This window comes from Variovorax sp. ZS18.2.2 (genome assembly GCF_024701975.1).
In the GTDB taxonomy this organism is placed as follows: Bacteria; Pseudomonadota; Gammaproteobacteria; order Burkholderiales; family Burkholderiaceae_C; genus Variovorax.
Map to the genome: position 1 here is coordinate 403,835 of NZ_JANLNM010000001.1, position 14,132 is coordinate 417,966.

15 protein-coding genes and 2 tRNA genes are annotated in these 14,132 nt (G+C 65.1%); 13 read left to right on the forward strand and 4 right to left on the reverse strand.

From position 1 onward, the window contains the following. Genes uvrC through NU688_RS01980 form a run of 3 tightly spaced genes read left to right on the forward strand, consistent with a single transcriptional unit; the run spans position 1 to position 3,494 of the window. Positions 1–1,986: an excinuclease ABC subunit UvrC gene (gene uvrC / locus NU688_RS01970; protein ID WP_257858893.1), complete on the forward strand. Its 1,986-nt coding sequence runs from the start codon at positions 1–3 to the stop codon at positions 1,984–1,986. Between the two features lie 48 nt (positions 1,987–2,034). Then, entirely contained in the window at positions 2,035–2,601 is a 567-nt protein-coding gene (pgsA, locus tag NU688_RS01975) for a CDP-diacylglycerol--glycerol-3-phosphate 3-phosphatidyltransferase (RefSeq protein WP_176658491.1), read from the forward strand. Then, complete coding sequence (locus NU688_RS01980; RefSeq protein ID WP_257858894.1) at positions 2,598–3,494, forward strand: DMT family transporter; 897 nt, start codon at positions 2,598–2,600, stop codon at positions 3,492–3,494. The genes pgsA and NU688_RS01980 overlap by 4 nt, the downstream gene beginning before the upstream one ends. A 3-nt stretch (positions 3,495–3,497) precedes the next feature. On the opposite strand, the gene NU688_RS01985 is transcribed toward NU688_RS01980, so the two are convergent. After that, positions 3,498–4,466 carry a LysR substrate-binding domain-containing protein gene (locus tag NU688_RS01985; protein WP_257858895.1) on the reverse strand — a complete coding sequence of 323 codons (969 nt, stop codon included), beginning with the start codon at positions 4,464–4,466 and terminating at the stop codon, positions 3,498–3,500. A 70-nt stretch (positions 4,467–4,536) separates the two neighbouring features. Between NU688_RS01985 and NU688_RS01990 the strand changes: the two genes are divergently transcribed. From NU688_RS01990 to NU688_RS02015, 6 genes are all read left to right on the forward strand, one after another. Beyond that, entirely contained in the window at positions 4,537–5,448 is a 912-nt protein-coding gene (locus tag NU688_RS01990; protein WP_257858896.1) for an alpha/beta fold hydrolase, read from the forward strand. Next, entirely contained in the window at positions 5,445–6,530 is a 1,086-nt protein-coding gene (locus tag NU688_RS01995; protein ID WP_257858897.1) for a tartrate dehydrogenase, read from the forward strand. Before NU688_RS01990 ends, NU688_RS01995 begins: the two co-directional genes overlap by 4 nt. 234 nt (positions 6,531–6,764) lie before the next feature. After that, entirely contained in the window at positions 6,765–7,037 is a 273-nt protein-coding gene (locus NU688_RS02000) for an HU family DNA-binding protein (RefSeq protein ID WP_007830705.1), read from the forward strand. Between the two features lie 27 nt (positions 7,038–7,064). Continuing rightward, positions 7,065–7,140 (forward strand) — tRNA-Val (locus tag NU688_RS02005). Between the two features lie 77 nt (positions 7,141–7,217). Then, positions 7,218–9,134 carry a peptidyl-prolyl cis-trans isomerase gene (locus NU688_RS02010; RefSeq protein WP_257858898.1) on the forward strand — a complete coding sequence of 639 codons (1,917 nt, stop codon included), beginning with the start codon at positions 7,218–7,220 and terminating at the stop codon, positions 9,132–9,134. Between the two features lie 104 nt (positions 9,135–9,238). Further along, the gene (locus tag NU688_RS02015; RefSeq protein WP_257858899.1) at positions 9,239–9,913 is read left to right on the forward strand and encodes a histidine phosphatase family protein; all 675 of its coding nucleotides are present in this window, start codon (positions 9,239–9,241) and stop codon (positions 9,911–9,913) included. Between the two features lie 17 nt (positions 9,914–9,930). Here NU688_RS02015 and NU688_RS02020 read toward each other — a convergent pair whose 3' ends face one another. Further along, the gene (locus NU688_RS02020; RefSeq protein ID WP_013540414.1) at positions 9,931–10,263 is read right to left on the reverse strand and encodes a hypothetical protein; all 333 of its coding nucleotides are present in this window, start codon (positions 10,261–10,263) and stop codon (positions 9,931–9,933) included. Positions 10,264–10,314: 51 nt separating this feature from the next. Continuing rightward, a complete protein-coding gene (locus NU688_RS02025) occupies positions 10,315–10,563 on the reverse strand; it encodes a GlsB/YeaQ/YmgE family stress response membrane protein (protein WP_013540415.1) in 249 nt (82 codons plus the stop codon). Between the two features lie 205 nt (positions 10,564–10,768). Here NU688_RS02025 and NU688_RS02030 point away from each other — a divergent pair, with 205 nt between their 5' ends. From NU688_RS02030 to NU688_RS02040, 3 genes are all read left to right on the forward strand, one after another. Beyond that, entirely contained in the window at positions 10,769–11,401 is a 633-nt protein-coding gene (locus NU688_RS02030; protein ID WP_257858900.1) for a YbhB/YbcL family Raf kinase inhibitor-like protein, read from the forward strand. Between the two features lie 76 nt (positions 11,402–11,477). Next, positions 11,478–11,553, forward strand: a tRNA-His gene (locus NU688_RS02035). A 279-nt stretch (positions 11,554–11,832) separates the two neighbouring features. Then, positions 11,833–12,177, forward strand: a complete 345-nt coding sequence (locus tag NU688_RS02040) for an H-NS family nucleoid-associated regulatory protein (protein ID WP_206178239.1) — start codon at positions 11,833–11,835, stop codon at positions 12,175–12,177. Between the two features lie 81 nt (positions 12,178–12,258). On the opposite strand, the gene NU688_RS02045 is transcribed toward NU688_RS02040, so the two are convergent. Beyond that, entirely contained in the window at positions 12,259–13,245 is a 987-nt protein-coding gene (locus tag NU688_RS02045) for an NADPH:quinone oxidoreductase family protein (RefSeq protein ID WP_257860483.1), read from the reverse strand. A gap of 127 nt (positions 13,246–13,372) precedes the next feature. On the opposite strand from NU688_RS02045, the gene surE reads away from it, so the two are divergent. After that, on the forward strand, positions 13,373–14,131 hold the full coding sequence (gene surE / locus NU688_RS02050) for a 5'/3'-nucleotidase SurE (RefSeq protein ID WP_176658481.1): 759 nt from the start codon (positions 13,373–13,375) through the stop codon (positions 14,129–14,131). Position 14,132 lies beyond the last annotated feature (1 nt).

The following is a 14,132-nucleotide window of genomic DNA, read 5'->3' on the forward strand; positions in this document are numbered from 1 at the left end:
ATGTCAGACGTGCATTCCGATCAACTGCTCAGCGAGGTCGCGGCGCTGCCGCAACTGCCGGGCGTGTACCGATACTTCGACGCAGCCGGCGCGGTGCTCTATGTGGGCAAGGCGCGCAACCTCAAGAAGCGGGTCGCCAACTACTTCCAGAAGAGCCACGGCGGCACCCGCATCGGCCACATGATCTCGAAGATCGTGCGCATGGAAACCACCGTGGTGCGCTCCGAGGCCGAGGCGCTGCTGCTCGAGAACAACCTCATCAAGACGCTCAAGCCGCGCTACAACATCCTGTTTCGCGACGACAAGAGCTACCCCTACCTGAAGATCGCGTCGCACGCATTTCCGCGGCTCGCCTATTACCGCGGCTCGGTCGACAAGAAGCACCGCTACTTCGGGCCGTACCCGAGCGCGTGGGCGGTGAAGGAATCGATCCAGCTGCTGCAGAAGGTGTTCAAGCTGCGCACCTGCGAGGACACCGTGTATGCCAACCGCACGCGGCCCTGCCTCCTGTACCAAATCAAGCGCTGCACCGGCCCCTGCGTGGACTACATCACGCCCGAGGCCTATGCGCAGGACGTGGCCAGCGCCGAAGCCTTCCTGATGGGCGACACGCAGCTCGTGCTCTCCAGGCTCGAACAGCGCATGACCACGCACGCCGAGAAGCTCGAGTTCGAGCAGGCGGCCGAGCTGCGCAACCAGATGTCGGCGATCTCGCGGGTGCTGCACCAGCAGTCGATCGAAATTGCGTCGGACAAGGACGTGGACATCCTCGCGGTCAAGGTGCAGGGCGGCAAGGCCTGCGTGAACCTCGCGATGGTGCGCGGTGGGCGGCACCTGGGCGACCGGCCCTACTTTCCGGTGCATGTGGAAGACGCGGCGCAGATCCACCACGGCGAGATGGACGTGGACGCGGAAGAGGGCGTGGAAGCGGTCGCGGCCGACCCCATCGAAGTGCAGGTGCTCGAGGCCTTCATCGCCCAGCACTACATCGACGTGCCGGTGCCGGCCACGCTGGTGCTGAGCCACCTCGTGAGCCGCGAGCTGATCGAGGCGATCTCGCTGCAGGCCGGCGGGCGTGTGACGGCCGTGTTCCAGCCGCGCGAGCAGCGCCGCCACTGGCTCGAGATGGCCGAGACGAATGCCGGCCTGCAACTGGCTCGCCTCTTGGCCGAAGAAGGCTCGCAGCAGGCGCGCACCCGTGCGCTGGTCGAGGCGCTCGAGCTCGCGTGCGACGACCTGGACAACTTCCGCGTCGAATGCTTCGACATCTCGCACACCGCGGGCGAAGCCACGCAGGCCTCGTGCGTGGTGTTCGAGCACCACACGATGCAGAACAAGGAATACCGCCGCTACAACATCGAAGGCATCACGCCCGGTGACGACTACGCCGCGATGCGCCAGGTGTTGCACCGCCGTTACGGCAAGCTGGCCGAGGCAATGGCGGCCGAGACCGAGGCGCTGCCGCCCGGCGACGCCGAGAGCGAAGGCGTCGAGGGGATCGAGAGCACCGAAGCACTGCCCAAGACGCGGACCGCGCGCATGCCCGAGCTGGTGCTGGTCGATGGCGGCAAGGGCCAGGTGTCGATGGCGCGCGAGGTATTCAGCGAACTGGGCTTGCCGCTTTCGCTGATCGTCGGCGTCGAGAAAGGCGAGGGCCGCAAGGTCGGCCTCGAAGAGCTCGTGTTCGCCGACGGCCGCGAGAAGGTCTACCTGGGCAAGGACTCGGCGGCGCTGATGCTGGTCGCGCAGATCCGCGACGAGGCGCACCGCTTCGCCATCACCGGCATGCGGGCCAAGCGCGCGAAGGTGCGCGTGGGCGGCAGCCAGCTGGAAGATATTCCGGGCATCGGCCCGAAGCGCCGGGCACGGCTGCTGCAGCGCTTCGGCGGCATCCGCGGCGTGGCCGCGGCGAGCATGGAAGACATCGCCTCGGTCGAGGGCATCGCCGCCGAACTCGCCGAGGAGATCTACAAGGCCCTGCACTGAGAGACGAGCCAAGCTGCGGGGTCATCCCGCCGTGACACAATCGCCCGCATGTTCTGGACCCTACCGACCATCATGACCTGGACGCGCATCGTCGCGATCCCTTTGATCGTCGGTGTGTTCTACCTGCCGATGGCCGAGCCGATGCGCAACCTGATCGCCACGGTCATGTTCATCGTCTTCGCCGCCACCGACTGGCTCGACGGCTACCTGGCACGCAAGCTTAACCAGACCTCGGCCTTCGGCGCCTTCCTCGATCCCGTCGCCGACAAGTTCCTTGTATGCGCCGCGCTGCTGGTGCTGGTGCACCTGCAGCGCGCCGATGTGTTCGTGGCGCTCATCATCATCGGCCGCGAGATCGCCATCTCGGCGCTGCGCGAATGGATGGCGCGGATCGGCGCCGGCAAGAGCGTGGCGGTCCACATGATCGGCAAGGTCAAGACGACCGTGCAGATGGTCGCGATTCCCTTCCTGCTCTATGACGGGCAGCTGTTCAAGGTGATCGACACCGGCCTCTGGGGCCAGTGGCTGATCTGGATCTCGGCGGTGCTCACCGTCTGGTCGATGGTCTATTACCTGCAGAAGGCCATTCCGGAGATCCGGGCCCACTCCAAATGACGGCGGCGGCCGCCGTACCCGGCCCGGGTGGCTCGGGGTGGCTGCGGGCCATGCCGGCGGTCTTCGTGCTGATCTGGAGCACGGGTTTCATCGTTGCGCGCTATGGCATGCCCTATGCGCCGCCGCTCAAATTTCTCGCTGTGCGCTATGCGCTGTCGCTCATCTGCTTCGGCATGTGGGTCGTGCTCGCGAAGGTCGCGTGGCCGAAGGAGCGTTCGCAATGGGGCCACCTCGCAGTCACGGGCGTGTTGATGCAGGCGGGTTATCTGGGCGGCGTCTGGGCCGCGGTGCATGCCGGCATGGGCGCGGGACTGGTGGCGCTGCTGGTCGGCATCCAGCCGGTGCTCACCGCGATCTGGCTGTCGTTCAATGGCGGACGCATTTCGAAGCGGCAATGGGCCGGGCTCGTTCTCGGATTTGCGGGGCTGGTGCTCGTGGTTTCGCGCAAGTTCGGTCAGGGCGCCGAGGTCAATGCGTTGACGTTGGGGCTCGCCGTCTTCGCGTTGCTTTCGATCACGGCAGGTACGCTGTACCAGAAGCGCTTCGTCGCGCCATGCGACGTGCGCAGCGCGAGCGCGGTGCAGATGGCGGCGGCGCTGCTCGTGACTTTGCCTTTCGCCGCGATGGAAACGCAGGGCATCGAATGGACCGCGCACTCTGCCGGCGCGATGGCCTGGTCGGTGCTGGCGCTGTCGCTGGGCGGCAGCTCGCTGCTCTACATGCTGATCCAGCGCGGCACGGCCACCGCGGTCACGAGCCTGCTTTATCTGGTGCCGCCATGCACGGCAGTGATGGCGTGGCTGCTGTTCGCGGAGCCGATCACGCTGGTGACGCTGCTGGGCATCGGGCTCACCGCGGTCGGCGTGAGCCTGGTGGTGCGCAGCGAGCGCTGAATCTCAGCGCTCGCCCGTCTTCCCTGTTTTTCCCGGCTTCCACGGCTCACCGCGGAATTGCTCCGCCAGGTGATCGAGCAAGAGGCGCACGCGGCGCGGCGTCTTCGGCCGCCAGGGCGCGACCCAGTGGATGTCGGCATCGGGCATCGTGTACTGCGGCAGCACCCGCACCAGTTCGCCGCTGGCCAGTTGCGGCGCGATGTCCCAGAGGCTGCGCAGCATGATGCCGTGGCCCGCCATGCACCAGTCGCGCACCATCTCTCCCGAATTGCTCGCGAGCGGCCCCTGCACGCGAACGCGCGCGGTGCTGCCGTCGCGTGCATGTCGCAGCGTCCAGAGTGCGAACTGGCGCTGGTTGACCTCGCCGTTCTCGCGTGCGACCAGGCAGGCATGCGAGGTCAACGCATCGACCGTCGCTGGTATGCCGTGCTGCGCGATGTACGACGGCGCGGCCGCCAGCACGCGCTGGTTGCGCGCGATGCGGCGCGTGACCCAGTCGGCCGCGCGATGCTGCTGCACGGCCCACAGCCAGAGCGCACCGTCGTAACCCTCGGCCCCGAGATCGGGGAGTTGTTCGGTCAGCAGCAGTTCGATTTGAAGGGCAGGGTGCCGTGCCTGAAAGGCGGCCAGCGTCGGCCCGAGCCAGCGCCTTCCGAAACCGAAGGTGGCGGCGAGGCGGATCGTGCCGACCAGCTCATTCTGCCGTTCGCCGAGTTCGCTTTCGAGCGCTGCGAAACCTTCGAGCAATGTGCGTGCGTGCAGGCACACGGCCTCGCCCTCGGCGGTGACGCTGAGCCGGCGCGTGGTGCGGTCGAACAGACGTTGACCAAGCCGACCCTCGAGCGCACCGAGCCGCTTGGTGATGACAGAGGGCACGACGTCGAGCGTGGCCGCCGCGCCGGCAAGGCTGCCCTGGTCGCGAATCGCCAGCACCAGTTCGAGATCGCTGCGTTCCAGCGAGGATGGATTCATGCCAATCCGGAAAGTATGAATTGGCTGATTGTTGCTTGATGATCGCGAGGGCGCAACGCACAATCGTTCCGTGACTGCCTCCTTCCTCTCATTCCCCACCTTCGACATCGAGCGCGACGGCGTGCGCATCCATGGCCGCATCGGCGGCACGGGCGCGCCGCTGCTGTTGCTGCACGGCCATCCGCAGACGCATGCGATCTGGCATCGCGTGGCACCGCAGCTGGCCGAGCAGTTCACCGTGGTTGCAGTAGACCTGCGCGGCTACGGCGACTCGGGCCGGCCGGCGGCCGATGCCGAGCACGCGGCCTACAGCAAGCGCGAGATGGCGCTCGATGCGCTCGCCGCCATGCGGCACCACGGCTTCGAGCGCTTCGGCGTGCTGGCGCACGACCGCGGCGCACGCGTGGCGCATCGGCTCTCGGCAGACCATGCAGCGGCGGTCGAGCGCATGCTGCTGCTCGACATCGCGCCGACGCTCGCGATGTACGAGAACACCTCCGAGGCTTTCGCAAAAGCCTACTGGCACTGGTTCTTTCTGATCCAGCTGCCGCCGTTGCCCGAAGCGCTGATTGCCTCCGATCCGGTGCGCTACGTGCGCAGCGTGATGGGTGGGCGGCACGCGGGTCTCGCGCCTTTCGCGCCCGAAGTGCTGGCCGAGTACGAGCGCTGCGCGGTCATTCCCGGCACGGCCGAATCCATCTGCGAGGACTACCGCGCCTCCGCCACCATCGACCTCGTGCACGACCGCGCGGACATCGCCGCCGGCCGCAAGCTCGCGCAGCCGCTGCGCGTGCTCTGGGGCGAGCATGGCGCGGTGGGCAAGTGCTTCGACGTGCTCGCGCTGTGGCGCGCGTGCGCCGGCGATGTTTCGGGCCGCGCGCTGCCGTGCGGCCACTATGTTCCCGAAGAAGCCCCTGGCGAATTGCTCGCCGAGGCGCTCGCATTCTTTTCATCTCTCCAACCCGCAGGAGCCACCCCATGAGCACCCACAGAATCGCAGTCATCGCCGGCGACGGCATCGGCAAGGAGACCATGCCCGAGGGCCTGCGCGTGGTCGATGCGGCGGCGCGCAAGTTCGGCATCGACCTGAAGTTCGACCACTTCGATTTCTCCAGCTGGGACTACTGCGAGAAGCACGGCAAGATGCTGCCCGACAACTGGAAGGACCAGATCGGCGGCCACGATGCGATCTTCTTCGGCGCGGTCGGCTGGCCCGAGAAGATTCCCGACCACGTGTCGCTCTGGGGCTCGCTGCTGCTGTTCCGCCGCGAGTTCGACCAGTACATCAACCTGCGTCCCGCGCGCCTCATGCCCGGCATCGTCGCGCCCGTGGTGCGCCGCGACGGCACGCTGCGCCAGCCCGGCGAGATCGACATGTACATCGTGCGCGAGAACACCGAGGGCGAGTACTCCAGCATCGGCGGGCGCATGTACGAAGGCACGCCGCGCGAGATCGTGGTGCAGGAAACCGTGATGTCCCGCATCGGCGTGGACCGCGTGCTCAAGTTCGCGTTCGAGCTCGCGCAATCGCGGCCGAAGAAGCACCTGACGAGCGCCACCAAGTCGAACGGCATCTCGATCACCATGCCCTACTGGGACGAGCGCGTGGCCGAGATGGCGAAGAACTACGCCGGCGTGAAGCTCGACAAGTTCCACATCGACATCCTCACCGCGCACTTTGTGCAGCGCCCCGATTTCTTCGACGTGGTGGTGGCGAGCAATCTCTTCGGCGACATCCTGTCGGACCTCGGGCCGGCCTGCACCGGCACCATCGGCATCGCGCCGAGCGCCAACTTGAACCCCGAGCGCACCACGCCCTCGCTGTTCGAACCGGTGCACGGCTCGGCGCCGGACATCGCTGGCAAGGGCATCGCGAACCCGATCGGACAGATCTGGTGCGGCGCGATGATGCTGGAGTTCCTCGGCCACAAGGAGGCGCACGATGCGATCCTCTCGACCATCGAAAAGGTGCTCGCGCCCCAAAGCGGAGCACCGCGCACCCCGGATATCGGCGGCACCGCCAGCACCAGCGACCTCGGAAAGGCGATCGCCGAAGCGCTTTGAAAAGTACTTCACGAATCGTCCCGGAAAGTGCGCGACGAAACGCCCCTAAAATCGCGCGCTCCGCTGTTCTGCATGGCTTCGTGTCTTATTGACACCCTGCAGGGCAGTGGTTGTAATCCTCGCTGGCAGTGCGCTGCCGAGGCGTCAGGCCTGCCAAGCTCTTGAGTCGCACCCACCCGCGGCCAGGTCGCAGCTGACGAAAGCCGACCAACTTTTTCTCTACAAGGGGCCCTTGTGAACAAGACCGAACTGATTGAGCACATCGCAAAGAACGCCGATATTTCCAAAGCAGCTGCCACCCGCGCGCTCGAATCCACCATCGGCGCCATTCGTACCACGCTCAAAAAGGGCGGCTCTGTTTCGCTCGTCGGTTTCGGCACTTTCGCAGTAGGCAAACGGGCCGCCCGCACCGGCCGGAATCCCCGCACCGGCGACGCGATTAAAATCAAGGCAGCCAAGATTCCGAAGTTCCGTCCGGGCAAGGCGCTGAAAGACGCGCTGAACTAAGACTAGACTCGGAAAGTATTCCCGGTGGGGTGCTTAGCTCAGTTGGTAGAGCGGCGCCCTTACAAGGCGTAGGTCGGGGGTTCGAGCCCCTCAGCACCCACCACCACCCAGATGCAAAGGCGAACACCAGTTCGCCTTTTTTATTGCCGTCCGACTTCCGTCGAAAAAGAGTGTTCAAGCATGTTTGATTTCTTCCGCAAGTACAACAAGATCGTCATGATTTTCTTGTTCTTGCTGATCATTCCCTCGTTCGTGCTCTTCGGCGTCGAACGCTATCAGGGCTCCGGCAGCGACGAGAAGGTTGCCCGCATCGAGGGCCACGACATCACGAAGCCCGAGTGGGATGCGCAGCACCGCATCGAGGCGGACCGCATCCGCCAGCAGTCGCCCAACGTCGATCCGACGGTGCTCGACTCCGACGCCTTGCGCTATGCCACGCTGGAGCGCATGGTCCGCGACCGCGTGCTGGCTGCAGCAGCCTCCAAGGCGAACATGACCGTCTCCGAAGATCGCCTCTCGCGCATCTTCGCGCAGGACCCGGGCCTTGCATCCTTCCGCACGCCCGACGGCAAGTTCGACCGCGAGACCTTCCTTCGCGTGACGGGCCGCACGCCCGAGCAGTACGAAGCGCAGGTGCGCGCCGACATGTCCACGCAGCAGGTGCTGCTCGGCGTGTCGGGCACGGCCCTCACGCCGCCCGCGCTGGTGGCCGCCACGGTCAACGCCTTCTACGACCGCCGCGAAATCCAGGTAGCCCGCTTCGCCCCCGAGAGCTTCGCCTCGAAGGTGACCGTGAGCGATGCCGACATCGAGGCCTACTACAAGGACCACACCTCGCAGTTCCAGGCGCCCGAGCAGGCCAACATCGAATACCTCGTGCTCGACCTCGATGCGGCTAAGAAGAACGTCGTCGTCAGCGAAGCCGATCTCAAGACCTACTACGAAGCGAACAAGGAGCGCTTCGGCACAAAGGAAGAGCGCCGCGCGAGCCACATCCTGATCACCGCGCCGACCAGCATGGCCGCCGCCGATCGCGAAAAGGCGAAGACCAAGGCCGAGCAACTGCTCGCCGACGTGAAGAAATCGCCGAACACTTTCGCCGACGTAGCGCGCAAGAACTCGCAGGACCCGGGCTCGGCAGAGAAGGGCGGAGACCTCGATTTCGTCACCAAGGGCGCGATGGTCAAGCCGTTCGAAGACGCGCTGTTCGCGCTGAAGAAGGGCGAGATCAGCGGCATCGTCGAAACCGAGTTCGGCTATCACATCATCCATCTCGTCGACATCAAGCCGGCTGTGGTGCCGCCCTTCGAGCAGGTGCGCGCGACCATCGAAAGCGAAGTCCGCGCCGCGCAGGCCGCGCAGGAGTTCGCGAAGGCCGCCGAGGCCTTCACCGATGCGGTCTACCAGCAGCCCGACAGCCTCAAGCCCGCCGCGGAAAAGCTCAAGCTCACGATCCAGACCGCGACCAATGTCCCGCGTATCCCCGCGCCGGGTGCCAAGGGTCCGCTGGCCAGCCGCAACTTCCTGAGCGCGCTGTATGCCAGCGATTCGCTCGAGCGCAAGCAGAACACCGAGGCCATCGAGGTCGGTTCCAGCCAGCTCGCCTCGGGCCGCGTGACGCAGTACACGCCCGCGCATCCGATTCCGCTGGCCGAGGTCAAGGACAAGATCCGCGCGCAGCTCATCACCGAGCGTGCCGCGGTGCTGGCCAAGACCGAAGGCGAAGCCAAGCTCGCGGCCTGGACCAACAAGGCGGACGGCGCGACCTTCGCTGCCCCGGTCACGGTCTCGCGCATCGATGCGCAGTCGCAACCCATGCCGGTGATCGACGCCGCGCTGCGTGCCGATGCAGCCAAGCTGCCTTCGCTGGTGGGCGTGGACCTGGGCACGCAAGGCTACGTGGTGGTGCGTGTGGCCAAGGTAGTTCCGCGCACGCCGCCGCCGCCCGAGCAGGCGCAGCAGGAAAGCGCGCAGGTCGGCCAGTCGGTGACCGCGGCCGAGGCCGATGCCTACTACAAGCTGCTGAAGGAACGCTTCAAGGCCGAGATCCTCGTGCCGAAGCCGGCGGACACGCTGCCTGTCGCATCCGCGCGCTGACGCAAGGCGCCGCGCAGAACGAACGCCCGGGTCGATGACCCGGGCTTTTTTTTTGGTCGCCCGTGGGACAAGCGCCGCTTCCGCTTCTTGCCAGAATCCGACGCATGGGAACCCTCTACCTCGTGCGCCATGGACAGGCCAGTTTCGGCGCTGCCGACTATGACAACCTGAGCGAACTCGGACACCGGCAGTCTGTGCGCCTGGGCGAGTACTGGCGCGAGCGCGGCATGGCATTCGATGCCGTCATCACCGGCACCTTGAAGCGGCATCGCCAGACCTGGGAAGGCATTGCCAAGGGCCTCGGACTGGAACGCGACGATGTGCTGCCGTGGCCCGGACTCAACGAATACGACAGCGAGGCGGTCATCGCCACGATCCACGAGGGCAAGCTCGAGAAGCCGGATTCGCCCGAGATGTACCGCCATCACTTCCGCTTGTTGCGCCAGGGCCTGGGCGCCTGGATGCAGGGCAAGACAGCGCCAGTCGGCATGCCTAGCTATGTCGACTTTCTCGCCGGCGTGACGACGGCGCTGGACCATGTGCGCGACCGGCACCATGGCGCGAAGGTGCTGGTGGTGTCGAGCGGAGGGCCGATCAGTACTGCGGTCGGCCACGTGCTGGGTACGAGCGCAGAGACGACCATCGAGCTCAACCTGCGCATCCGCAACACCTCGGTGACGGAATTTGCGTTCACGCCGAAGCGCCACATGCTGGTCACCTACAACACGCTGCCGCATCTCGACGGGCCGGCGTACGAGGATTGGGTCACATACGCCTGATTCGCGCGCGCGCCGCGTCAGGCCTGCCAGACGCCGTAGCCGGCCTTGCGCAATGCGATGCCGAGGTCGACTTCCATCAGGCGTGCGTCGTCATAGGGCATCGGGTTGTAGCGCTCGTAGAGCGCGGGCAGCAGGCGCAGGCCGAACTCCTGCACGAAGCTGTTGGCCTGGATGCCGGCCTTGTGCTTGTCGAAACGGATGTCGGGGTCCAGGCCGGTCATGCCCACATAGACGAAGGGCTTGCCGAGCTGGTAGTCGGGGTTGGCGCGCCTGAAGCGGCTGCTGTTCCACACGCGATCGTCGAGTTCGACCACATAGACGTGGTGTTTGGCGCGTGGCTTGCGGGGCATGGGGGTCGCGACCTCGCCGCACTGAGCGGCGCTGGCAAGGCCGCGCGGGTATCAGCTCTTGCGCTTGATCAGGCCGTAGAGGATCAGCAGCACGATCGCGCCCAGCACGGAAGCGATGAAGCCGGCGCCCTGGCCCGCGGTGTACCAGCCCATGGCCTGTCCGACGTAGGTGACGATCAGCGAACCCGCAATGCCGATCAGCGTGGTGACGATGAAGCCGGCGGAATCGTCGCCCGGCTTGACGGCGCGTGCCACCAGACCCACGACGAACCCGATCAGAATAGTCCAGACGATGCTCATGAAGAAATTCCTTTGGTGGTGAAGTGGAAGTGGCGAAAGCCGCGCCCGCCTGCGCGGGCCGCGTCGATGATAGCGGAGCCATGTGAGCGGTCGCACCCGTGGTCCATATCGGTGCATGTGAACGAGGATTCTTGCCGCAAGGGCGGCGGCGCGGGCGCTGCGGCGTCCTACAGCGGGTGGGCGCATGCAGGGCTATACCGGATGCATGCTTGAAAAACTACCCGAAGCCGTCGGCCGCGCATTGCAGGGCGTGCGTGCTGGTCTGGACAACATCGTTTTCAATACGCTGGGCCTCCGCGAAGGCATGGCGTCGATGGTGCTGACCAGCGTGGCCTTTGCCGACCATGCGCCCATGCCGGCCCGCTACACGGCTGACGGAGAAGGTGTCTCGCCGCCTTTGCAATGGACGGGGTTGCCTGCGGGCGTCGCATCGCTGGTGCTGATCGTCGAAGACGCCGACTCGCCCACGCCGAATCCGTTGGTGCTTGCCATCGTGGTCGGCCTGGGGCCTGAAGACGACAGGTTGGTGGAGGCTGCCATTCCGAGCAGCGACCGGGAAGGCGCCGGTTTGCACGTCGGGCGCAATTCGAGCCTGCAGGCCACCTGGCTGCCGCCGGACCCGCCGCCCGGCCACGGCGTGCATCGATACGCCTTCCAACTGTTCGCGCTCGACAGCGTTCCCGTGTTTTCCGAAGAACCAGGGCGCGACGAGGTGTTCGGCGAATTGCGCGACCACGCCATTGCCAGCGGCCTCTTGATCGGCACCTGCGAGCGATCCGATGGCTCGATCAAGATAGAGGAGGGCGTTGGCACCTCAGGCCCTCTGGCGGCAGGCTGAATGTGAATTTCAAACCACGCCGTTGCCCGGTGAAGCCGAAACGGCGATTTTTGACGCTACAATTGCGGGCTCTGCGGTGGCTGTAGCTCAGCTGGTAGAGTCCCAGATTGTGATTCTGGTCGTCGTGGGTTCGAGTCCCATCAGCCACCCCAAAAAATATCTCCCTGTCGCTATTGCGCAATAGCATTCAAGGGATTCCAACGCCGGGTTTACCCGGCGTTGTCATTTCCGGCGCAGTGTTCGTTGCAGCACTTGCCCGTCGACTTCTCTCCCCTGTTTTCCCTCGATATACAGAGCCAAAGCGGTCCGCTTTACGTTGCGCGCTGTTGCATTAACCCCATTGGGTGGGCATTTTTTCTGGTGTCGGGGTGCTTGTGACAAATGCAAATTGAATTAAAATCCACCCGTTTTCAATTTACAGGAGTCCAACAATGGCTTCGACCCTCGCCGATATCAATTCCCAGATCAAGAAGCACGACGAGCAGATTGCTCAATTGCGGAAGCAAGCTGAAGACCTGCGCAACCACGAACGCGCAGGCGTGATCGAGGAGTTGCGCAAGAAGATCGCGGAATTCGGTTTGACCGCTTCCGACCTGAAACTCGGCGGCCGCGGTGCAGCCGCCAAACGCAGCGCAGGTGCTGCAGCGCCCAAGGCAGCCGCCAAATACCGCGGCCCGACCGGCGAAACCTGGTCTGGTGGCCGTGGCCGCAAGCCGCGCTGGGTGACCGAAGCATTGGCTGCCGGCAAGTCGCTTTCCGATTACGAGATCAAGTAAGTAGCCCGAATCGCCGAACTTTTATCAATAAAAAAGCCCGCGCATGCGGGCTTTTTTATTGGGCGCTGAAACGAGCTTCGCTCAGTTCACCATCACGAGTTTTCCTTTGACGCCGCGCGAACCCATGTGCGCATACGCGGCCTTCAATTCGGCCATCGGCATCGTGCTGTCGATCACCGGCTTGATCTTTCCCTGGCCGTACCACTGCGCCAATTCGGCCATCATCTGTGCATTGGCCTTGGGTTCGCGCCTGGCGAAATCGCCCCAGAACACGCCCACGAGCGAAGCGCCTTTCAACAGCGTCAGATTCAATGGCAGCGATGGAATGGGGCCCGACGCAAAACCCACCACCAAATAGCGACCGCGCCAGCCAATGGAGCGAAATGCGGGCTCTGCAAAATCGCCGCCCACGGGGTCGTAAATGACATCCGGGCCCTTGCCGTCGGTTGCGGCCTTGACGGCATCGCGAAAACCGTTGGGCAGAGCGTGCGTCGTGTAGTTAATCGTGGCGTCGGCGCCAATGGATCGGCAGAGTTCGCATTTCTCGTCGGTGGAGGCGGCTGCAATCACCTTTGCGCCGGCGGCCTTTGCAATCTGGATGGCCGCAGTTCCCACGCCGCCTGCCGCGCCGAGCACCAGCACGGTTTCACCCGCCTTGAGTTGTGCGCGGTCCATGAGTGCGTGCCATGAGGTGGCGTAAATCATGATGAACGCGGCCGCGTCGACATGGCCGAAGCCCTCGGGCAGCGGCATGCACAGCGCCGCGGGGGCCAGCGTATGGGTGCCGAAGCCACCGGTGCCCGACAGGCACGCCACGTTCTGGCCCACCTTCAGGTGCGTCACGCCTTCGCCGACGGCCTGGATGACGCCCGCGTATTCCGATCCGGGAACGAAGGGCAGGGGCGGCTTCATCTGGTACTTGTTCTGCACGATCAGCAGGTCGGGGAAGTTCAGGCTGGCGGCCTTGATCTCGATCAGCACCTGCCCCGGGCCCGGCGTGGGCGTCGGCAGTTCTTTCCAGGTCAGCGCGTCGACGCCAATGGGGTTTTCGCAAAGCCATGCGTGCATGCTCGGGTCTCCTTCGGATGGGTAATGTTGAGGCAATGACTGCGGGCATGATAGGGGTCGCGGCGGGGCGTCCTTGTCCCTGCTGCGACGCACCCGACGCCTACAATCCGGTGCACCGAAAAGCACCATGAAGATACTTATTTCCAATGACGATGGCTTCCAGGCACCGGGCATCGTCGCACTGCACGACGCGCTCAAGGACATTGCCGAAGTCGAGGTGGTCGCACCCGAACACAACAACAGCGCCAAGTCGAACGCACTGACGCTGGCAGCACCGCTCTACGTGCACAAGGCGCACAACGGCTTTCGCTACGTGACCGGCACACCGGCCGATTGCGTGCACATCGCGCTCAAGGGCCTGCTCGACTACCGGCCCGACCTCGTGGTCTCCGGCATCAACAACGGCGCCAACATGGGCGACGACACCATCTATTCAGGCACCGTCGGCGCGGCCATGGAGGCCTACCTCTTCGGCATTCCGGCCATCGCTTTCTCGCAGATCGAAAAGGGCTGGGCGCATGTGGATGCTGCCGCGCAAGTCGCGCGTCGTCTGGTGCAGCAGATCGAGCGCGAGAAGATGATCGGCGGTCCCGCCTTCCTGCTCAACGTGAACGTGCCGAACCGGCCGTTCGACGAGCTGAAGCCGGTCAAGGTCTGTCGGCTCGGTCGGCGTCACGCCGCGGAGAAGGTCATCACGCAGGACAGCCCACGGGGCGAGACGATGTACTGGATCGCCGGCGCGGGCAGCGCCAAGGACAGCGGCGAGGGCACCGACTTCCACGCCACCGCTGCCGGCCACATTGCGCTCACGCCGCTGCAGATCGACCTGACCGACCACGCCAACCTGGGCCAATGGCGCGAGACGGTGGCCCGTCTCGGCAATTGAC

Coding starts and splice junctions, on each gene's coding strand:
- NU688_RS02015 (WP_257858899.1), top strand. CDS start 9,239: ATGGGAACCCTCTACCTCGTGCGCCATGGACAGGCCAGTTTCGGCGCT.
- NU688_RS02040 (WP_206178239.1), top strand. CDS start 11,833: ATGGCTTCGACCCTCGCCGATATCAATTCCCAGATCAAGAAGCACGAC.
- pgsA (WP_176658491.1), top strand. CDS start 2,035: ATGTTCTGGACCCTACCGACCATCATGACCTGGACGCGCATCGTCGCG.
- NU688_RS02025 (WP_013540415.1), bottom strand. CDS start 10,563: ATGAGCATCGTCTGGACTATTCTGATCGGGTTCGTCGTGGGTCTGGTG.
- NU688_RS01985 (WP_257858895.1), bottom strand. CDS start 4,466: ATGAATCCATCCTCGCTGGAACGCAGCGATCTCGAACTGGTGCTGGCG.
- surE (WP_176658481.1), top strand. CDS start 13,373: ATGAAGATACTTATTTCCAATGACGATGGCTTCCAGGCACCGGGCATC.
- NU688_RS02010 (WP_257858898.1), top strand. CDS start 7,218: ATGTTTGATTTCTTCCGCAAGTACAACAAGATCGTCATGATTTTCTTG.
- NU688_RS02030 (WP_257858900.1), top strand. CDS start 10,769: ATGCTTGAAAAACTACCCGAAGCCGTCGGCCGCGCATTGCAGGGCGTG.
- NU688_RS01980 (WP_257858894.1), top strand. CDS start 2,598: ATGACGGCGGCGGCCGCCGTACCCGGCCCGGGTGGCTCGGGGTGGCTG.
- uvrC (WP_257858893.1), top strand. CDS start 1: ATGTCAGACGTGCATTCCGATCAACTGCTCAGCGAGGTCGCGGCGCTG.
- NU688_RS02020 (WP_013540414.1), bottom strand. CDS start 10,263: ATGCCCCGCAAGCCACGCGCCAAACACCACGTCTATGTGGTCGAACTC.
- NU688_RS02045 (WP_257860483.1), bottom strand. CDS start 13,245: ATGCACGCATGGCTTTGCGAAAACCCCATTGGCGTCGACGCGCTGACC.
- NU688_RS01995 (WP_257858897.1), top strand. CDS start 5,445: ATGAGCACCCACAGAATCGCAGTCATCGCCGGCGACGGCATCGGCAAG.